General features: G+C 40.2%; 24 protein-coding genes. 5 read left to right on the top strand and 19 right to left on the bottom strand.

From position 1 onward, the window contains the following. The first annotated feature begins 1 nt into the window (after position 1). Positions 2-304: a DUF6170 family protein gene (locus tag CWB76_RS02980; RefSeq protein ID WP_010387958.1), complete on the top strand. Its 303-nt coding sequence runs from the start codon at positions 2-4 to the stop codon at positions 302-304. A gap of 12 nt (positions 305-316) precedes the next feature. Here CWB76_RS02980 and CWB76_RS02975 read toward each other — a convergent pair whose 3' ends face one another. Then, positions 317-610: a ComEA family DNA-binding protein gene (locus CWB76_RS02975; RefSeq protein WP_138605328.1), complete on the bottom strand. Its 294-nt coding sequence runs from the start codon at positions 608-610 to the stop codon at positions 317-319. Positions 611-907: 297 nt separating this feature from the next. Here CWB76_RS02975 and CWB76_RS02970 point away from each other — a divergent pair, with 297 nt between their 5' ends. Then, a complete protein-coding gene (locus CWB76_RS02970) occupies positions 908-1,207 on the top strand; it encodes a YebG family protein (protein ID WP_010387955.1) in 300 nt (99 codons plus the stop codon). Between the two features lie 198 nt (positions 1,208-1,405). Here CWB76_RS02970 and putP read toward each other — a convergent pair whose 3' ends face one another. Beyond that, positions 1,406-2,917, bottom strand: a complete 1,512-nt coding sequence (gene putP, locus CWB76_RS02965; protein WP_138605326.1) for a sodium/proline symporter PutP — start codon at positions 2,915-2,917, stop codon at positions 1,406-1,408. A 343-nt stretch (positions 2,918-3,260) separates the two neighbouring features. Here putP and CWB76_RS02960 point away from each other — a divergent pair, with 343 nt between their 5' ends. Further along, positions 3,261-4,484, top strand: coding sequence for an EAL and HDOD domain-containing protein (locus CWB76_RS02960; RefSeq protein ID WP_138605325.1), 1,224 nt, complete (start codon positions 3,261-3,263; stop codon positions 4,482-4,484). Positions 4,485-4,541: 57 nt separating this feature from the next. Here CWB76_RS02960 and CWB76_RS02955 read toward each other — a convergent pair whose 3' ends face one another. The 10 genes from CWB76_RS02955 to ccmA are packed head-to-tail and all read right to left on the bottom strand — an operon-like array spanning position 4,542 to position 12,257. Beyond that, a complete protein-coding gene (locus tag CWB76_RS02955) occupies positions 4,542-5,273 on the bottom strand; it encodes an MlaA family lipoprotein (protein ID WP_138605324.1) in 732 nt (243 codons plus the stop codon). 9 nt (positions 5,274-5,282) lie between these two features. After that, on the bottom strand, positions 5,283-6,539 hold the full coding sequence (gene ccmI, locus CWB76_RS02950; protein WP_138605323.1) for a c-type cytochrome biogenesis protein CcmI: 1,257 nt from the start codon (positions 6,537-6,539) through the stop codon (positions 5,283-5,285). Then, positions 6,540-7,001: a cytochrome c-type biogenesis protein gene (locus CWB76_RS02945; protein WP_138605322.1), complete on the bottom strand. Its 462-nt coding sequence runs from the start codon at positions 6,999-7,001 to the stop codon at positions 6,540-6,542. Further along, positions 6,998-7,570: a DsbE family thiol:disulfide interchange protein gene (locus CWB76_RS02940; protein WP_138605321.1), complete on the bottom strand. Its 573-nt coding sequence runs from the start codon at positions 7,568-7,570 to the stop codon at positions 6,998-7,000. Before CWB76_RS02940 ends, CWB76_RS02945 begins: the two co-directional genes overlap by 4 nt. Continuing rightward, positions 7,567-9,528, bottom strand: coding sequence for a heme lyase CcmF/NrfE family subunit (locus tag CWB76_RS02935; RefSeq protein WP_138605320.1), 1,962 nt, complete (start codon positions 9,526-9,528; stop codon positions 7,567-7,569). The genes CWB76_RS02940 and CWB76_RS02935 overlap by 4 nt, the downstream gene beginning before the upstream one ends. Before the next feature lies 1 nt (position 9,529). Continuing rightward, positions 9,530-10,009, bottom strand: a complete 480-nt coding sequence (gene ccmE, locus CWB76_RS02930) for a cytochrome c maturation protein CcmE (RefSeq protein ID WP_138605319.1) — start codon at positions 10,007-10,009, stop codon at positions 9,530-9,532. Continuing rightward, positions 10,006-10,209, bottom strand: a complete 204-nt coding sequence (gene ccmD, locus CWB76_RS02925) for a heme exporter protein CcmD (protein WP_008112240.1) — start codon at positions 10,207-10,209, stop codon at positions 10,006-10,008. Before ccmD ends, ccmE begins: the two co-directional genes overlap by 4 nt. Positions 10,210-10,211: 2 nt before the next feature. Beyond that, positions 10,212-10,949 carry a heme ABC transporter permease gene (locus CWB76_RS02920; protein ID WP_138605318.1) on the bottom strand — a complete coding sequence of 246 codons (738 nt, stop codon included), beginning with the start codon at positions 10,947-10,949 and terminating at the stop codon, positions 10,212-10,214. 1 nt (position 10,950) lies between these two features. After that, the gene (gene ccmB / locus CWB76_RS02915) at positions 10,951-11,637 is read right to left on the bottom strand and encodes a heme exporter protein CcmB (protein ID WP_138605317.1); all 687 of its coding nucleotides are present in this window, start codon (positions 11,635-11,637) and stop codon (positions 10,951-10,953) included. After that, positions 11,637-12,257: a cytochrome c biogenesis heme-transporting ATPase CcmA gene (ccmA, locus tag CWB76_RS02910; RefSeq protein WP_138605316.1), complete on the bottom strand. Its 621-nt coding sequence runs from the start codon at positions 12,255-12,257 to the stop codon at positions 11,637-11,639. Before ccmA ends, ccmB begins: the two co-directional genes overlap by 1 nt. Positions 12,258-12,370: 113 nt before the next feature. Here ccmA and fliK point away from each other — a divergent pair, with 113 nt between their 5' ends. Together fliK and CWB76_RS02900 are read left to right on the top strand one after the other, a co-directional pair. Further along, positions 12,371-14,533, top strand: coding sequence for a flagellar hook-length control protein FliK (fliK, locus tag CWB76_RS02905; protein ID WP_138605315.1), 2,163 nt, complete (start codon positions 12,371-12,373; stop codon positions 14,531-14,533). Between the two features lie 2 nt (positions 14,534-14,535). Beyond that, positions 14,536-14,844, top strand: coding sequence for an EscU/YscU/HrcU family type III secretion system export apparatus switch protein (locus CWB76_RS02900; RefSeq protein WP_054201705.1), 309 nt, complete (start codon positions 14,536-14,538; stop codon positions 14,842-14,844). A 27-nt stretch (positions 14,845-14,871) separates the two neighbouring features. Here CWB76_RS02900 and CWB76_RS02895 read toward each other — a convergent pair whose 3' ends face one another. Genes CWB76_RS02895 through CWB76_RS02865 form a run of 7 tightly spaced genes read right to left on the bottom strand, consistent with a single transcriptional unit; the run spans position 14,872 to position 20,190 of the window. Further along, on the bottom strand, positions 14,872-15,273 hold the full coding sequence (locus CWB76_RS02895; protein ID WP_054201706.1) for a DUF2802 domain-containing protein: 402 nt from the start codon (positions 15,271-15,273) through the stop codon (positions 14,872-14,874). An 18-nt stretch (positions 15,274-15,291) separates the two neighbouring features. Continuing rightward, the gene (locus tag CWB76_RS02890) at positions 15,292-15,789 is read right to left on the bottom strand and encodes a chemotaxis protein CheW (RefSeq protein WP_008112225.1); all 498 of its coding nucleotides are present in this window, start codon (positions 15,787-15,789) and stop codon (positions 15,292-15,294) included. Between the two features lie 21 nt (positions 15,790-15,810). After that, the gene (locus CWB76_RS02885; RefSeq protein WP_138605314.1) at positions 15,811-16,545 is read right to left on the bottom strand and encodes a chemotaxis protein CheW; all 735 of its coding nucleotides are present in this window, start codon (positions 16,543-16,545) and stop codon (positions 15,811-15,813) included. A gap of 3 nt (positions 16,546-16,548) precedes the next feature. Next, entirely contained in the window at positions 16,549-17,319 is a 771-nt protein-coding gene (locus tag CWB76_RS02880; RefSeq protein ID WP_138605313.1) for a ParA family protein, read from the bottom strand. A 12-nt stretch (positions 17,320-17,331) separates the two neighbouring features. After that, a complete protein-coding gene (locus CWB76_RS02875) occupies positions 17,332-18,291 on the bottom strand; it encodes a flagellar motor protein MotB (protein WP_138605312.1) in 960 nt (319 codons plus the stop codon). Between the two features lie 5 nt (positions 18,292-18,296). Next, on the bottom strand, positions 18,297-19,061 hold the full coding sequence (locus CWB76_RS02870; protein ID WP_138605311.1) for a flagellar motor protein: 765 nt from the start codon (positions 19,059-19,061) through the stop codon (positions 18,297-18,299). Then, positions 19,054-20,190 carry a protein-glutamate methylesterase/protein-glutamine glutaminase gene (locus CWB76_RS02865; protein WP_138605310.1) on the bottom strand — a complete coding sequence of 379 codons (1,137 nt, stop codon included), beginning with the start codon at positions 20,188-20,190 and terminating at the stop codon, positions 19,054-19,056. The genes CWB76_RS02870 and CWB76_RS02865 overlap by 8 nt, the downstream gene beginning before the upstream one ends. Positions 20,191-20,218 lie beyond the last annotated feature (28 nt).

Raw genomic sequence — 20,218 nt, 5'->3', positions numbered from 1 at the left:
TATGTTTACTTTTTTTTCAAGCCAAGTTGATGAGCTTAAACATTTAAAAGTCCGTCAACGACAAACTGTTATAGCTATCTCTTTAAGCATGCTATCACCCAGTGACAGGGTCTTTATACGCATACTAAAGCTGATGCTATTAAGCCCATTCTTTTTAATATTTACTCTTTTCGAAGGTTGGTTACTGGTGCCCTTTTTAATTGTAGCTGGGTTGAGCTATCCGCTATTAACAGCACCAGTAGATATTAACTTTGCTAAAAAGCACCTTGGTGCTGCCTTAAAACAGTTTGATCAGGGCGCATAGCGCCCTTTTTAGTTAAAACGTCACCTTTCCATCAAGTTTGGCTAGCATTTTTTTACCCACCCCTTTTACTTTAGCTAGATCTTCAAGTGATGCGAAATCACCATTAGCTTCTCTATAATCGATAATTGCCTGTGCCTTTTTCTTACCGACACCTGGTAACTTAATTAACTGTTTTAAATCAGCACTATTAATATTAACCATGGCTGATTGCATCTGCTCTGATAGCATATCGCTTTGCGCAAAGGTGGTACCCATAGGTAATAAACATAAAGCAGCTGCTAACGAGATTATTTTAATTAATTTCATACTATTTCCTTTTGCGTTCCTACATGAACATTCGTTGATTATTTACACCCAGCACTTTTACATAACGTTGTGGTTACTAAGTACTAACGGTAACAATCACTCCTTGCGACTCCTTTACTGCAACGCGTTATAAAGTGACTTAATAAATAAAGTAGAGTCAGCCTTTATTGTCAACTAAGCTGCAGATAAACTAAGGCTAAAGCTTGCAAAATAACGCGCAAGCTTGTACTGTACATAAAAACAGTAATCTAATGATTTAAAATAATCATATTGCCACGTAAGTAAGCAGGAGAAATCATGGCTGTTGTTGTTAAATATGTTGTAGAACGAAACGGAGTCGAGCGCATGACGTTTACTACTAAAAAAGAAGCTGATGCCTATGACAAAATGCTCGATATCGCCGAGTCACTAGAACTAATGCTTGAAAAAGTAGATGTGCCGCTAAGTGAACAACAAGTTGAGTCGCTTGCACTTGAGATTGCGAAAAGTAAAGACGACTTTATGGCGGTACTTAAGGGGACTAAAGAAGTACCTGCAAAAGCTAAAAAAACAAAGTCAGATAACGTTGCAGATATAAAAGATAAAGCTGCAAGTTAGTACTTTTAAAAACCTAATAGTAATTATTAAAAAAACTGAATTCCGTATTCGAATTCAGTTTTTTTATGCCTTTAAATAATGATAGCTAAAAGCGAGTAAATCATCACTATTTGCTAATGTTAAAAGTCAGTCAATAAAAATGCCAACCAGTTAAACTGGTTGGCATTTTTTAAACCAAAACTTAGGTTAACTAATCACTTATAATGACGATTCAACTTCATCAAACAGATCAGTAATTTCCTTTTTCGGTTCAGCTGTCATAAGGCTTCCTACTACAATCGCAATACTTGCTAAAATAAAGCCAGGGACGATTTCATAGATCACGCTACTCAAACTCTCACCATTAATAGTAATAGGCGCATAAATCCACACAAGCACCGTTAGTGCACCTACAACCATACCACTGATAGCCCCTTTTAAGTTCATACGCTTCCAGTAAAGGCTAAACAATACCAGTGGACCGAATGCAGCACCGAAACCAGCCCATGCATTACTTACTAAATCTAGTATTGAACTATTGCGGTCATACGCTAAGTAGATTGCAAATAACGCAACCAATATCACGCTAATACGCCCTACTAATACCAGCTCAGTTTGCGAAGCATTACGATTTAAGTAGATCTTATAAAAGTCTTCAGTTAAAGAACTTGAACACACCAATAGTTGCGATGAAATAGTACTCATAATCGCAGCTAAAATAGCCGCTAGTAGGAAACCGGCAATTAACGGATGGAATATTAATTCAGCTAATACTAGGAAGATTGTTTCTTTGTCGGCAATCGGCATTTGGTTTTCAATCATGAATGCTGCGCCAAATAGCCCGGTAAATACCGCACCAATAGCGGATAGCGTCATCCAAGACATACCAATACGACGCATGGTTGGCATTTCTTTTACTGAGCGAATAGACATAAAGCGAACAATAATATGCGGCTGACCAAAGTAACCTAAGCCCCACGCCATTGCAGAAATAATAGCAATGGTAGAACCGCCCGCAAACCAGTCAAGCATACTTAAAGAATGAATTTCGCTTGCTTTAGGCGAGCTTAGTAACTGCTGATAGTTTGCATTTGCTAAGGTATCCATAAAGGGTTGGTCAAGCATCATGTAGGTGGCAATTGGCACTGCCAACAACGAAATAAACATGATACAGCCTTGCACAAAGTCTGTAAGGCTAACCGCTAAAAAACCACCAAACAAGGTATATACCACTACTACACCCGTGGTGATGTATAAGCCCATTTCGTAACTCATTTGAAATGAGTTTTCAAATAACTTACCACCGGCAACAACTCCCGATGAAGTATATAAGGTAAAGAAAACAATAATTACTATTGCAGAGATAACACGTAGGATATTTTTGTTGTCATCAAAACGGTTTGCAAAGAAATCAGGGATAGTAATGGAGTCATTGGCTTTTTCAGTATAAACACGCAGTCTTGGTGCTACTAAAAAGTAGTTTGCCCATGCACCTAATACTAAACCAATTGCAATCCAAACCTTACTCAATCCAAATAAATACATTGCGCCAGGTAAACCCATTAATAACCAACCACTCATATCTGATGCACCAGCCGATAGGGCAGCTACACTGGGGGCTAAATTACGACCACCTAGCATATACCCTGAAATATCACTGGTAGATTGCTTATATGCGTATAGTCCTATTCCTAGCATTACAATAAAGTATAATGCCAGTGAAATAATCATTCCTGTTTCCAAATTCGCCTCCACTTAAAAAAGTAATAATAGGCTTGTAATCCAAATAATGACTCTTGAAATCTTATAATTAAGACAGTATTGGAATAAAAGCTTTCTACTCAACTATAACACGGTAATCGCTAATAACTCCAACCCGCTAATTTAAGTAGATAAAAAACCATCCATTCGCTTGTTTTTAAAACGAATAGAGTAAAAACAATAAGTTTAGATTAATTAAAATTACCCAAGCCATGATATTTTATTAATAAAATTCATTTTACCGATGCTATTTTGAATGTTTTCCAATATATTATTACAATGTTAATTAATTTCTACCTTTACGGAATCTTATATGTATTTTTACGCTGCTCGCCAACCCATTTTAGATCGCAATAAGGAGCTAATTGGCTACGAGCTTTTATTTCGTGATGGGGTAGATAACGTATTTCCAAATATTGACGGCGACGAAGCGACGTCTCGCCTAATTGAAGGCAGTCAGTTTAATTTTGGCCTTGAAGATTTAACCGATAATAAACCCGCTTATATTAACTTTACCCTAGACACCTTATTAAAAGGCTACCCTACGCTATTAAATAAAGACGGGGTAGTTATTGAAATATTAGAAACCGTTCAGCCAGGAAAACGCCTGCTCGCAATAGTTAAAGATCTAAAAGAAAAAGGGTATACACTCGCTCTAGATGACTACGCGCACCAACCTGTTTGGCGCCACTTTTATCCATTTATTGATATCATTAAAATTGATTTTTTAAAGTGCGATATAGAAATCGTTAAAGCCCTCATCGAGGACTTAAAACCTTACCCTCATATTAAATTACTTGCAGAAAAAGTTGAAACCTACGAGCTTTACAACCAAGCTTTTGAACTGGGCTTTGAGTACTTTCAAGGCTTTTTCTTTTCAAAACCTGAGATGGTGCAAAGTAAAGCCTTACCGCCATCAGGCATGGCACTGGCTGAACTGCTCTATGAAACATCAAGTGTAGAAATGGATCTTAAAAAAATCACCGATGTATTTGAGCGTGATGTTAACTTATCATATAAACTACTGCGCTATTCAAACTCAGCAGCATTTACCCGCCGCTCTGAAATAAGCACTATAAAACAAGCACTAATTGTATTAGGCGCTGCTGAAATAAAAAAGCTGCTCTCTTTATTGTTTGCAGCACAAGTCTCTGCCGATAAGCCATTAGAGCTTATTAGACTGTCGTTAACGCGGGCGCGTTTTTGTGAGTTGTTAGCTATTTCACATGGCAAACTGAAAGACACAGGCATGGCGTTCTTAACTGGCATGATGTCGCTTATGGATGCGATATTAGATGAAGAAATGGACAGCGTAATGCTTAAATTACCTCTATCTAATGAGATAAAAACAGCGCTATTAAAAAATGAAGGGCTACTTGCCGAATACTTAAGTTTAGTGACTCTGTATGAGCAAGGTGATTGGCAAGCTGCGAATGACAAAGCTCAGCAACTAAACTTAGGTGATGAAGTGCCTGATGCATACCACGAAGCTCTCAATTGGGTTAGTGAGCAAATGCAGGTGATGATTGATAGCTAAGAGATCTTTGATGCCCATTAACAAAAACGCCAGCATTTGCTGGCGTTTCTATTTTAATTAAAGACTTTCTAAAAAATCTTCATCAAAATCTTCAGGCTCTTCTTTTATTGGCGGGTTACCGTCAAATAACTCGTATAATTGACGCTGAAAATAAATGTCTTTAATAAATAAGTAGGGATCTAACGAATCATTTAATAACCCTTCCTGAGCCATTAAAGACGCACGCGCTTCAACCGCTTTTAGTGCGAACACTAAAATGGTTTGTGGCGTGGTCAGTGCTATTTCAGGCAATACAAGGTTATCAACAACATCACCGGTTAAGTTACGTGCGGTAGATGGCCCCATTGCTGGGATCATTAAATAAGCACCATCACCCACTCCCCACACACCTAAAGTTTGGCCAAAGTCCTCGCTAGTTACTTCAAGCCCAAGTGAGCTGGCCACATCAAATATGCCAAATACACCCACCGTTGAATTCACTAAAAAACGTGCAAAATTAATTCCAGCACTGCTTGGTTTTCCTTGCAGGCCGGCATTTATAATATCAACGGGTGCAGTAATATTATCGGTAAAGTGCACAATACTACGACGAACAGGCTGCGGTGTAACAGTGATGTAACCCACTGCTGCTGGCCTTAAAATATAGGTATCGAGTACGTCCATATTAAAGTCATAAATGGGTCTATTTACACTTTGTAAGGGATCGCGCTCATCATATTTACTCTCGGGCACTTGAGCACAGCCCGATAAGGTGAGTAAACATAATAAAAGTAAGCCTTGTTTTAACATCTCAAATCCTTAAGGTATTAATGTATCAATGTTCAGTTGCACTTGTCGCACATCTTTACGAAGCAGTACTTCAGAGTGGCCTTCAAGCTCACCAGTACTTGGCATCACTGAATCATCATTAGAAATACGCGCAGAAATAACAATTTCATTAGCACTGGATAAATTTAGCCCCGCCATCATGGCGTTCTTGTCGCTCAGCTCAACGGTGATTGGAAAGCTATAGTCAGTCAGTTTAACAACGGCTAAAGGCATTGGTGAACCTTCAGAAGCTTTAGCAAACACAAACAAAATACCGTTACTGGGCTGTTTCTCTTCGAGTTGCTCGTCAATCTTAACCGTAACCTGAATACCCTGTACAACTCGCTGGTCGTGGCTGTTTAGCTCACTTTGCTTAGCTATTTGGCCATCAATTTCACTAATGCGCTTTGAAATCATAGCATAACGCGTATCTGACTCGTCCATACTGGCAAGAAGTACCTCAAATGCAGCTTTTGCCTGTATCCAATCCTTTCTCTCAAAAGCAATCAGCGCAAGTAACGAAATCGCATCGAGGTTATTTGGCTGTGCTTGTAGTACTTTAGAAAGCATACCCGCTGCGCGAGTCATATTTTCATCACTACCCTCAAGTAATAATACCTGCGAGTAACTCACCAAAGCTTGCATATTATCAGAGTTCATTGACAATGCTTTATCAAATGACTGTTTTGCCATGTCAAACTCATTAAGCATTATAGCCACACGCCCTAACAGCATCCAAGCCACTTCATCGTCACCGCTTTGGCTTAACTTAGTACGCAGTGCCAATGCAAACGCTTGCAGTTCATTTTTAGTTAACGGCTCACCTTTTTGCATTACAGCGCGTTGGCCATAATCGGCCAAATTGTCCATTGCATCATGCCAAGCCGCTATTTGTTGCTGGCTGCCGGTCATTGCATAAAATATACCCGCTAACGCAATTAAAAACGCCGCCCCTGTTAAAGCAAATATACGATTATCACCACGACTATTGAGTGACTTTTCTGGTGATAATTCATTTAGCAAACGGCGTTTTAGCTCAACAATTGCCTCGCTGTGGTTTTGCGAGTCTATGCGTTGGTTGTCTAAATCAGCCTGCAGTTCAACTAAACGCTGCTCATAAATGCTGATAAGCTCAGCATTAGCGTTATGAGTAATCGTTACTACGCGCTCTTTTTTTAAAAAAGGCACAATAATAAACAGCAATGCAATGAGTGTGAGTAAAGCAAAAGACGCCCACATTAGAATCATTTAACTTTGCTCCTGACGTTTATTTTGTTTAATCAACTTATTGAGCATCACTTCATCAGCGTCACTCCACGTTTGTTTTACCGACGCTTTACGCTGGCGAATAACAATAAAGCCAAAGCCTATTATTACAATGAGTACTGGCAACACCCACAGAATTAACGTAGCCGGCGTTACTGGTGGATCGTAATGAACAAAGTAGCCATAGCGGTCAATCATATAGTCAATGACTTCGTCTTTGCTTTTACCATCTTTTACTAACGCCAATACGCGATCGCGTAAATCTTTTGCAACTACGGCATCTGAATCAGCAATATTTTGGTTTTGACATTTAGGGCAGCGTAATTCCTTAGTTAGCTCTTCAAAACGAACCGCTTGATCGTTGCTATCAAACTGATAACGGTCTTGTTGAGCAAACGCAGCTAAACTAACAAATAAGCTAAGGGTTAATAAAAACAATCTCATTGCTGAAGCTCCTGCATAAGAGGCGCAAATTTAGCGCGCCAAACTCGAGGGTTTATATCACCGGTGTGGTGTAACAAAATAGTACCATTTTTATCAACTAAAAATGTTTCTGGTGCTCCAGACACCCCCAAATCTAACGCCAAAGAGCGCTCTAGATCTAAAATATTAAACTGATAAGGGTTACCTGCGCGCGCAAGCATATTACTCACATCGTCACGCAGAGCTTGCATATCAAACGGGCCATCAAAGTCGGCATCGTAGCTTTGCACATAATACAAACCGATAATTTTAATGCCTTGTTCGCGAAGCTTAGTTAAATAATCAAGCTCAGCTAGACACGTTGGGCACCATGTGCCCCACACGTTTAATAAATACACATCACCTTTTAACTGCTCATCAGTCCAACGTTTATTATCTTGCATTAAATCAGGCAAGTTAAATGTCGGTACGGTTTGACCAATACGTCCTGTTTGTATTTCCCGAGGGTTAGCAAACAACCCTTGATATAAAAACACACAAATAAAGATGAAAATTAATAAAGGGACTATTGCCATCAATTTACGATTCATAATGCCCCCTCTAATTCATCTTTGCGGGGTGTAGCGCGATAACGCTTATCAAATAAAATCACAAACCCAGCGAGTGAGATCAGAATGCCACCAATCCACATCCAACGTACAAACGGCTTGTGGTAAATACGCAGTGACCATGCCCCTTCACTTAATTGCTCGCCAAGGGCGAGATATAAATCGCGAGTAAAACCTGCATCTATTGCAGCTTCAGTCATAAATTGCATACCAATATCGTATCGGCGTTTTTCTGCATAAAGACGCGCAATCGTTTTGTCTTCTTTTGACACTGTTACCACACCAGCATGACCACTGTAGTTTGCACCACGAATTGTCTTCACGCCTTCAAAACGGTATTGATACTGATTAAGCTGTACGCTATCACCTGGCTTCATGGCTACATCGCGCTCAACTGAATACGCAGAGGTAAGGGTAATACCGGCAATAACAAAGGCTAAACCAACATGACCAAGCACCATAGCCCAATAACTTAAACCTAAGCGTTTGATGCCAAGTTTAATTGTTCCATGAACTGCGGCCTTGGTGTAAAGGTCGATAAAAGTGGCTATAAATATCCATACACCCAATGTAGTCGCTAACAGAGTGAGTGGCGTAACCACTTCATAACTGCTAAACAGCCAAGCACAGGTAATAACAACACTGGCTAGTGCGCCAACAAATATTTTGTTTTGTAAAAATGCCCATTTATTTTGCTTCCAGCGCAAAAATGGCCCTATGCCCATTAAAATCGCAAATGGCACCAGTAGAATGGCAAACATTTTATTAAAGAAAGGTTCGCCAATAGAAATGCTGCCTAAGCCCATTTCTTTGTGCACCATAGGTAATAAAGTACCTAATAGTACAATTAAGGTGGCAACCACTAAGAAAATGTTATTTAGCCAAAGTGCTACTTCACGAGAGACAAACTTATAACGTCCTTCACTTTTAACTTGTGACACACGCAAGCCGTAAAGCGCTAAGCCGCCGCCAACAACAATGGCTAAGAAAGCAAGAATAAATAGTCCACGATCTGGATCGGTTGCAAAGGCGTGCACCGAAACAATAATCCCTGAACGAACAATAAAAGTGCCCAGTAAACTTAATGAAAAAGCAGCAATTGCTAATAATACGGTCCATGATTTAAATACACCGCGCTTTTCAGTCACACTTAAAGAGTGTAATAAAGCCGTTGCCACTAACCATGGCATCAGTGATGCGTTCTCAACTGGATCCCAGAACCACCAGCCGCCCCAGCCAAGTTCTGCATAGGCCCACCAACTACCAATGGTAATACCTAAGGTTAAAAAGCCCCATGCAGTCATCGTCCATGGGCGTGACCACTTCGCCCAGGTATTATCGAGTTTACCAGTTAATAGTGCAGCAATAGCAAAGGAAAAAGCCACAGAAAGCCCCACATACCCCATGTAAAGTAATGGTGGATGAATGATCATGCCTGGGTCTTGTAATAATGGGTTTAAGTCTCGCCCTTCAACTGGGAAATAGGGCAATAAACGCTCAAACGGACTTGAAAGCAATAAGGTGTACATCATAAAGCCGACACCTAAAAAGCCAAGCACACCTAATACACGAGCACGAAGCACCCAAGGAAGTGACTTTGAACGCACAGCGACCAGAGCTGTCCACCCGGCTTGCATAAGTAACCACAGTAAAATAGCACCTTCATGACCGCCCCATGTAGAGGTGATTTTATAATACCAAGGTAAGGTGCTACTTGAATGATAAGCAACGTAAGACACGGTAAAATCATCGGTGAGGCTGGCATAAATAAGAACAGCGAACGACAAAGCAACAAATGCAAACTGACCAACCGCTAATGATGGCGCTGCGCGCATCAAACGAAGATTACCTGTGTGTGCTCCCCAAAGTGGGAAAATACACAACAGCACACTGAGCACCATGGCCAATGTTAAAGAAAAATAACCAATTTCTGGGATCATATCAGCTCCCACTATCTAAGTTATATTTTGGCTTTTCGTGCTTAATGCCTTTTACTGCCTCAGCAACTTCTGCCGGCATATATTCTTCATCATGCTTGGCCAATACTTCAAATGCTTCAATCACGTTAGGCTCTACTAACACACCTTGCGCAACAATCCCTTGTCCTTCACGAAACAAATCAGGCAAAATACCTTGATAACGTACCGTTACCAATGGGCCTGTATCAATCAGCTTAAAACTTACTTTTAGGCTTTGTTCATTTCTGATCACAGAGCCTGGTACTACCATACCGCCAATTCTCAGCTTTTGACCTACAAACGGCTTTTCTTTATCGGGACCTTTACCATCAATTAATTCGCTGGGGGTGTAAAACAAATTAATATTTTCTTGTAAGGCGTACAACACTAAACCAATTGATCCTCCAATACCAAAGAGTACGGCGATAATAACCAAAAGGCGTTTTTTACGTCTAGGGTTCACGAGGTTTGCTCCTGCTTAGAATTTTTAATTCGAGTTTCACGTGCAATTTGCTGCTCAACGGACGCTAAAATTTGTTTTTTGTCGCGTAACGAGCTAAATAAAATACCTAATAAAATCAATGCACATGTACCAAAAGAAAGCCATACATAAAAACCATAGCCTCCCATTGCAATAAAATCTGAAAACGAGTCAAACTGCATAATTACCCCTTAGTTAACAACTGTCGCACCCATGGGCGGTGCTTTTCACGGTGTAAAATTTCATTTTTAAGACGAATTAAAGTCACCGTACCGACAAACGCGGCAAAGGCTAAAATATTAATCATTAATGGCCAAAACATACTAGGGTCAACCGCATCGCGATTAAACTTAGTGATACTCGCCCCTTGGTGCAGGGTATTCCACCACTCCACCGAAAAGTGAATAATAGGTAGGTTGATCACCCCTACTATGGCTAAAATTGACGCGGCGCGACCTGCTGACTTTTTATCTTCAAAGGCATGGTACAAAGACAACACCCCTAAGTATAAAAATAATAAAATAAGTTCAGAAGTCAGTCGTGCATCCCATACCCACCAAGCACCCCACATCGGTTTACCCCATGCGGCACCGGTAATTAAGGCTATTGCAGTCATACACGCGCCAACAGGCGCGATTGCAATTACCGCAAGTTCTGCATTACGCAATTGCCATACCAAGGCAACAATGGCTGCAATCGCCATTGATGAATATGCGCCCATAGATAAAATAGCGGAGGGCACGTGAATAAAAATAATACGATAACTGTCTTTTTGTTGGTAATCGGCAGGGGCAAAACCTAACCCCCAAATCCAACCAACAATCATACTAACGACCGTTACTACTGCAAAATATGGCAGTAGAGTATTGCATAATTGATATGCTCGCTCTGCTTTCGCATACGGATGTAACCACTTCCACATATTAACTTACACTCACTTTTAATGCTGATGATATGGCAATTGGTGCACTGATAATCGCAACGACTAACATAGCACCAAGGATTGCAAGCTGACCACTGTAATCCAGCGACATAGTGCTGGTATCAATAGCGGAAGTTGCAAAAATTAAAACTGGAATATACAAAGGCAACACTAATAAGCTCATTAAAATGCCGCCTTTTTGTAATCCCACAGTCAAACCCGCCCCTATTGCGCCAATAAAGCTTAATAAAGGGGTTCCTAGTAATAGCGTTAATAACGTGGCCATTAAGGCCGTTGTTTCTAAATTTAGTAATAAAGCAAATAAAGGAGTCATAAAGACCAACGGTAAGCCGGTGATCACCCAATGGGCCGCAACTTTACCTAGCACAGTTAATGATAAAGGATACGAGGAAGCAATTAGTTGCTCCAAAGAGCCATCGTTATAGTCATCTCTAAATAACTTATCGAGTCCAAGCATGGTTGATAATAAAGCCGCAACCCAAATAATGCCTGGCGCCATTCTTGATAACAACCCAGGCTCTGGCCCTATTGCTAATGGGAATAACGAGATAACAATTAAAAAAAACAAGATAGGATTGACTATTTCAGCACGCTGGCGAAAAGCGAGTTTAACGTCTTTACTAAATACCGCGACAAATAACTGCCAATATGAGTGCTGTCGTGTCATTAGTGGCGGTACTCCAAAGTCAAGGTCTGTAGGTCACTAAAGTGGGTGGTTAGGTCTTGGTGTGTTGTTAACAAAATAGCGCCCCCCTTTGATAAGTGCTCAGTAAAACGTTGCTGTAAAAAAGCAACGCCACTTTTGTCGAGCGCTGTAAAAGGTTCATCTAAAATCCATAACTTAGCTTCAGATAACCATAATCTAACCAAAGCTACTCGTCTTTGTTGACCCGCCGATAATGTTCTTACGGGCACATCTTCCAGCCCTACCAAACCTAACTTACTCAACAAAGGATATAAATCAGGTGTATTAACATAACCATTAATTGCCAACCAATGTGCTACATTTTCAAGTGCACTAAGTTGTACGTTAACTCCGGTTTTGTGGCCTATAAATAATAAATCTCTGGCGTATTCGTCATAATATTTTTTGATAGATTGATTAAGGTATAAAATATCACCTTCATCAGGCAGCGAAAAACCGGCAATGATGCGCAATAATGATGTTTTGCCAGCCCCATTAGGACCAGCTAACTGCATGATTTGACCGCTTTTAAGGCTAAAATTAAGTTCATCAAACAAACAACGCTCTTGCTTGATACAAGTAACGGACTTAATGTGTAACAAGATGACGATTCTCTCTGCCAAAAATTAGCGGTAAGTCTACCATAATGATAGGGTAATACGAATATTGCTTTAGAATCGATTTACTTAAAATACAGAAAACTTGATATAAAATAATGAATACACCAACGCACATTACAGTGACTAACCCACAGGTTAGTAATCAAACAACCGATTCGGGTAAAACTGCGTTACCAATACTGCCGCCTGAAGTACTAGCGGCAAAAAACATTCAGTTTTCTAAAGATTCAGTTACGCTTGATGTATTTATGAATAAGCATTGGCAAACAATTCGGCTCACTGTTAATGAAGCCCCAACAAACGTTGAAAAAATAGCGAGTGCTAACATACAACTAAGTGCAGATGGTAAAAGCTTAACCATTATTCCTAACAACAGCACCTTATCAATTAAACAACCAGAACAGTTACAGCGGTTTTTAAACTTTATAAACACTCAAAGTTATATTCAAAACAACCCGCTATCGATACAAGTTACTTTAAAGCCAACGCCAAAACTGGTGATTGAAAAATTTAATGCCAGCATCGCCATTAATAAACAAGTAGCGCAATTACTGGCCGAAGAACCCTTATTAAAAGGCATAATTGATACTGATGGCAAAGGTACACGGCTAAATATCATTAATCGTTTTGCTGACATTGTACATTCTCAACCTTTAAGCCAGGCAAAACTAACACAATTAGTTGCTAACAATTTAGGTCATGCTCAGCTTCATGCTACACCCAAGTTTGCGGTGCTAACTCCAAATACCGCAAAAAGCTCGTTAAATATTAGCTTAAGCCATCAACAGTTATCTGAACTACCCACAACGCCGACTAAGGTAACTATTAGCAGCCAAGCAGATAAACTATTAATTAAAACCGCTTATCAAAATATAACCGTGGAGCTTAAAAACTCATTTAGTAAACCATTTAATGAGATGCTGTTACAGCAACCGCAAGTTGCTATCGATTCGCAAAAAATTAAGTCTCATCCACTTAGTACCGTTAATAGTCCAATTCAATCATGGCTAAAAAGCAGCTTTGCTGATTTTAAAACACGTATTTTAGATGCCGTAAAACATTTTGAAAGCAAGCCATTTACCACTGCATTAAACGTATCTCAAAAACCAAATGTTGTTAATGAACAACAAAAATGGCTCGCACCAACGCAAAAAATAGACATTACGCAATTAAAAAGCCCTTTAGGAACTCCCCCCCCTTTAGTGCAACTAACCCAGCAGCTAAAAACTAGTATCTCTTTATGGCAACAGCGAGCGTTACCAACACCCGTAGATTTACACCCTGTTATTACCCAATCAGCACAAACAGCTAATCGATCCTTAGCAGCCGTTAATCATTTGCAGCCACTGGAAAAGCTATTATTGACAACCGTTTTAAAGCAAACCGAAACCACTCCAATAGAGCAAAAAGAAGCAAGCAAACACGTTCTAAGCAGCCAACTAAACACTATCGTAACTAAGGCGGCGGATCAGGGTACAGACTTAAACCGCTTGGTTAATCAAGCTTTTAACCGTATGTTGTCAGAAAGTAATTTACACCCGACCACCATACAGCGTGAAATACTCAGTACTATAAAGCCGACACAACTAACCAGTGACACTTTGCAGAGCTCGTTTAATCGAGGTGTAGAACAACTTTCATTAAGCATTTTAGCTGCGCCGATTATTAACCAAAACCCAACAGCCGTTAGCATTAATAATCAAAGCGGTTTAGAGGCCCTACTTCAGGTTTTATTACCAAGCTTCAAGGCCGGTAATAATACTAATAAGTTATTAGAACAGTTACAGCAACCACAAGTGCAAGCATTAGCAGGTGAATTAACACAAATTAAAAACACCTTAAGCCAAGTACAAGCGCCCGTTTTGAGCCAGCAGCCTGACACTAACTCCTTAGCGCAGTTTTTATTGCCCATGAAACTGCCACCAGAGGCGGCACAAACAGAAATATCGTTAGGACAATATAAAAAGCCAAACAACGGCAAATTAGCGGATAAAAACGTGTGGTTTGTAAGATTAAATTTTGATTATGCTGAACTAGGTAAGCTGCAAATAACCGCAGAGTTGATGGACAAAGCATTAGATTGTCAGTTATTAGCGTCCACTCAAGCTGTGAGCGCGTTGGCTCATCCACACCTTGATAATTTACGCTCAAAACTAGCAAAACAGGGCTTACAAGTCGGCGATCTTAATTTGAAACGCGCAGATGACAACCATCAAGCATTTTACCAATCCCATGCCATTATAAATATTAAGGTTTAGCCATGACGGATTCATTTAAAAACAATTCAGCAATTGGACTGCTCTACGAAACGGGTAATTCACCCACCGTAAGCGCTAAAGGGTTTGGAGAATTGGCGGATGAAATTATTGCCCTAGCTAAAGATAAAGGTATTTTAATCCATCAGGATGAAGCACTTGCAAATACACTGTCGAAATTAGAGCTTGGCGAAGAGATCCCTAAAGAGCTTTACTTTGTTATTGCTGAACTGATTGCTTTTTCATATGTGGTAAGAGGGAAATTCCCGCCCGGATGGCAGGACTTTCAAGGGAAGCTCAATATAAAAGCATGAGCCAATATGATAAAAACAAAAAAGGCGCTAAGCGCCTTTTTGTTTGTGTAAAGAAAATAACAGTTCTGCTTCGGCGCGGGGTAATTCACACTCGCGAATAACCTCATCTAAATCAGCACCTAGCTCAACCATTTTTACCGCTCGAGAGTATATTTTAGCATCAGGGTCATCGTATTTTTGAGCAGCTTGTTGCTGTATCAGCTCTTGGTTTTGTTGTTCTACCTCAAGCACTCGTTTACCAATACTCATTAATCCAGTTCGTAACTCAGAGACTTCGCTACGTAAAATATTAATCTGCTCTGATGAATCTTTAAATTGCTGTAATTGTGCGCCAAGCTCATTTGCATAACGCTTTTTAAACATCACAATTAACAGCAGCGAGAATAGCCCAAATGCCAAACCCGCAATTGCAATACCAAGTAATAACATAATTTTATGTAGAGAAGCTTATATATCGCTTAACTCATCCCATTCGTCATCACTAAGTAGTTTATTTAAATCAACCAGAATAAGTAGCTCATTATCGCGGTTACATACACCTTGAATAAATTTAGCACTTTCTTCAGTACCCACGTTTGGAGCGCTGTCAATTTCTGAGCTACGTAAATACACGACCTCAGACACGCTATCGGCTAAAATACCAATTACTTGTTCTTCAGCTTCAATAATCAAAATACGTGAATTGTCGGTCGCTTCAATGTCAGGTAACCCAAAGCGAGAGCGAGTATCAATAACGGTAACGACATTACCACGCAGGTTGATAATACCAATCACATACGAAGGCGCACCTGGGACAGGAGCAATTTCGGTGTAACGTAGTATTTCTTGCACTTGCATTACATTTACGCCATAAGTTTCATCTTCTAGCTTAAACGTAACCCACTGTAAAATTTCATCATTATTATCTGCATTTTTTTTAGCTGACAGTAATTTATCTTCACTCATGCTCTTACCTCGTAATGGTCATTACTTGTGACGGCTATCTAAGCCCTTCTCTAATAGTGCATTTAAATTATTAACATCTATTAAAGCACACATTTTTTCTTTAATTACTCCAGCAAGCCATGGGCGCTTACTGTCATTTGTACGCCATTTTACATCTTCTTTACTCAATGTAATGTTATTTATTAGTTTTTCTGCTAATAAACCCCACTGGCTATCACCTAAAGTGATTAGATATTGATATTTTAAAGATGCCTCTAACTGCTCATCATACTTTTCAGGCATCACCCAGCGTGCGGTATCAACAACATTGAGCTTTTCTTCTCGGTTGATCATGACACCTTTAAACCATTTAGGTTTACCAAATAAATGATTCACCTCTCCAAGCTCATGTATGCCGCCTAACGCTTTTAATGGCACTGCTAAAGTGAGTCCTGCTACTTCAAAAAATAATGCTTGAAATTCACCATCAAAGTATTCTGCTTCATTACCAAGTGCTACATCATGTTCAGTTTCAAGCTGCTGCACTTGGTGAGAATCTATTTCTACATTCGTTACCTGCTCATGGCATTTTTCAACCTCAACAACCGGCTCAACTACCGATTCAACATGAAGTGGTTGCTCTTTTTGCTCTTCATACGCTACCTGCTCAAGCAATTTAGCAACAGGCTCAAGGTCTTTCGCTGGTACGTCATCAGATAATAACGCCCCTAAATACTGAGTGACTACTTTTTCATTAGCAAATAATTGCTTACTCATTTATTAACCTTGTTTTATTAAATATTCGAGCAATGCTTTATAAGCATAGACTCCACGGGCATTAGGGCAAAAATCAATAGGCACTTTTTGCGCTAAACTCGCATCTCTAAATTTTGTATCAACAGGAATTACACCTGGCCATACTTTTTCTTTGTACGTATCTTGTAGTGTTTTATAGGCTTCAAGTGACGCTTTGGTGCGCTTATCATACATAGTTGGAATTATAGTATATTCATAGCTTTTCGCTTGCGAGGTTTGCATTAATTCCATAGTACGCATCATTCTATCAAGCCCCTTAAGCGCTAAGAACTCAGTTTGTACTGGCACCAGCACTCTTTCACAAGCAGCAAGGGCATTGACCATAAGTACCCCTAAAACGGGCGGACAATCTAAAATTGCGTAATCGTAATGCTCGCCAATTTTAGCCAATGTTTTTTTTAAAATCAGGCCCATCCCCGTTTTATTACCCATACTACGGTCAAGTGTAGCAATCGCCATTGTGGCAGGTAAAATATCAAGATTTTCTATAGTAGAAGGGCATAATGCTTGCAATATTTCCTCGCTTTTCATGCTCGACCCGCGACTGAAAATATCGTAAACACTGACCTCTAAATCTTCTGAATCAATGCCAAAGTAATAAGTTAATGATGCATGTGGATCGGTATCAATCAGTAACACTCGCTTACCTTGAAGCGCAAGGATGCCAGCAAGGCTAACCGCTGTAGTGGTTTTACCTACCCCTCCTTTTTGATTGGCTACTGTCCAGATTTTCACATTACATCCTAATTACTGTTCATTACGCGTAGTAACACGAATACCACCATGCTCTAAGCGAATTATTTTTATTGTATCGTCTTGAGTAGGCAGCTCAACTTCAGCTGGTTTAATAGCTTCAGGAAGTTGCTGCTCAGTATCCTCATCCGCTGACTCTAAAACCAAGCCGTATTTGGAAAGCGCAATCACCACTTTGCGGTTTTCAGCCCGCCCTGCTTCGGTATCATTATCGGCAAAAGGTGAGTATTGGCCATATCCCTCAATTGCCATGCGCGCAGATTGAATACCTAAGCGCTCTAATTCAACTAATATTGATGTTGCACGTGCCACCGACAACTCCCAATTAGAGCGAAATATTTCATTGCGAATAGTTTCGTTATCTGTGTATCCCCGCACTCTTATATAGTTATCGACAGGTGCGATTATTGCTTCAATCTTTTTTACAACGTCTTTAGCTTGATTATGCGCAACGGCACTACCGCTGGCAAACAACAACCCAGAATTAAGTTCAATAACCAGCCAATCTTGACTAAGCTCTAAGCTTGCATCGCCACTACGTATTTCATCAATGAGTGACGACTGTAGTTTGACCAGTAAATTGTCGAGTGGCTTACCTAAGTGACGCTGGCTGATATTGCTATTATCACTTTGGCCATCGAGCAATACTGGCCCTTGTTCTTGTTTTTGAATACTTTCGCCATATAAAACTTCAGCCTCGGGAGTCACTCTTTCAAGCAACAAAGCATCGCCGTTTACTCCCTTACCTTGCTGAGAAAATTGTTTAGCTGACTTATCAAAAACATGCTCAAGAGAGTCAGATAAAACTTGTATATTGTCTTCTTTGTTTATTGCAATAGCATACAATACAACAAAAAATGCAAACATAATGGTCATGTAATCTGCATAAGAGACTAGCCAACGCTCAGTATGTTGGCTTTTAACGTTTTGATGACGTAAGCGACGGCGAAGCATAACCGCTAATGAGCCTGTAATATAGGACGTTCAACGCGGTAAGCTTCAAGCTTTAATTCTATATTAATAGGGCTCTCGCCTTGGCTAATGGCAATAACGCCTTCAGCTAGCATTTCATGGTAAAGCATTTTTTGCTCAACCCGTTGCTTTAATTTGTTGGCCATCGGCAAAAACAGTAAATTAGCTAAACCTACACCATATATAGTCGCAATGAATGCAGTGGCAATACCCGTTCCTAATTGCTCAGGATCGTTAATAAACGACATAGCTTGGATCAGTCCAAGCACAGCACCTAAAATACCAATGGTTGGGCTGTAACCTCCCATCGCTTCATACACTCGGCTAGCTTCCAGCAATCGTTCTCGTTCAAGTAATAAATCAATCTCGAGAGTATCACGAAGCTTTTGATCTGAGCAGCCATCGACTAATAAACTCAGTCCTTTAGTGGCATAAGGGTCAGAGTGAGTAAGTGCTTCGTTTTCGAGCGCTAAATAGCCCTCTTGGCGGGCTTTATGCGACCAGCGCTTTACTTGTTCAATCGTATCTTCAATATCGTGGTCATCAGTAACAAAAACCCAATGAGTAATACTAAGCATTTTCTTAAATGTATTGGCTGATGTTTGCAGCATCACTGCTCCTAATGTGCCGCCTAATACAATAATAAGTGCAGGCCCATTAAACAGAGCAGATACCACACCTCCCTCTAAAGAATAACCGATTGCAATAGCACCTAATGCAACCAATAATCCTAAAATAGAAAGCTTATCCACAGCCAATCTCTCTTTTTAAACGCGCAGCAACATCATGAAGACCTATGCTTTCACTTGCTAATCCTGCACTTGCTACTGCTTGCGGCATACCATATACAACACAGCTTTTTTCATCTTGAGCCCAAATTGTAGCGCCAGATTGTTTAAGCATACGAGCACCATCACGACCATCTGCGCCCATACCAGTCAAAATAACGGCAAGTACATCACCTTGGTATGCTTTTGCTGCACTAGCAAAGGTTATGTCAACACTAGGCTTATAGCTTACTCGTTCATTTTTATCTTCAAATACGCGTAGTGTTCTGTTTGAACCCCGTCCTTCTACCATCATTTGCTGCCCACCTGGTGCTAAATATGCACAGCCAGGTTGAAGCCTATCGCCTTGCTGTGCTTCTTTTACTTTAATTTTGCACAAGCTATCTAATCGGGTTGCGAACGCAGGTGTAAATGCCGCAGGCATGTGTTGTATGAGTAGTATTGGGTGTGGGAAATTAGCAGGTAACTGAGTCAATATAGTTTGCAGTGCAACCGGTCCACCTGTTGATGTGCCAATAGCAACTAATTGGTATTGCTTACCACTAGCACGTGTTGATGCGCTACTTGAAGGCGTTGGGCTTGCAATTTTAAAGCTACGATCAGGTTGCACTATAGGCTTGTTAGCAAAGCGCTCAGAAGTGCCTGGCGCTGGTTTAAGACTTGGAGCAGCAGGCGCTCTGGTAATTCTACCAATTCGCTGGCGGCCTATTTCTTTAACTTTATTTTGTAATAACTTAATTGCATCGTCGTTGTTACGTGCGATATCTTCAAACTTTTTCGGTAAAAAGTCCATCGCACCAGCATCAAGTGCATCTAACGTAGCAGATGCCCCTGCACGCGTTAACGACGAGAACATTAAAATAGGAGTGGGATTACTCGCCATTATCTCTTTAACTGCGCTGATGCCATCAAGCACAGGCATTTCAACATCCATGGTGATCACATCGGGTCGTAGTTGAGCTGTTTTATCGACAGCTTCTCGACCATTTACAGCGAAACCTATAACTTCAATGCCGCTGTCTTGTTCAAGTATTTCACTCACTCTGCGGCGAAAAAAGCTTGAATCATCAACTACTAAAACTTTAACAGCCATTTCGCTCTCTTATTCAATGAATGGGTAG

This window comes from Pseudoalteromonas sp. S1609 (assembly GCF_005887255.1).
GTDB lineage: Bacteria > Pseudomonadota > Gammaproteobacteria > Enterobacterales > Alteromonadaceae > Pseudoalteromonas.
Note: the sequence above shows the minus strand (reverse complement) of the source record. Positions and strands in the feature narration are given on the sequence as shown.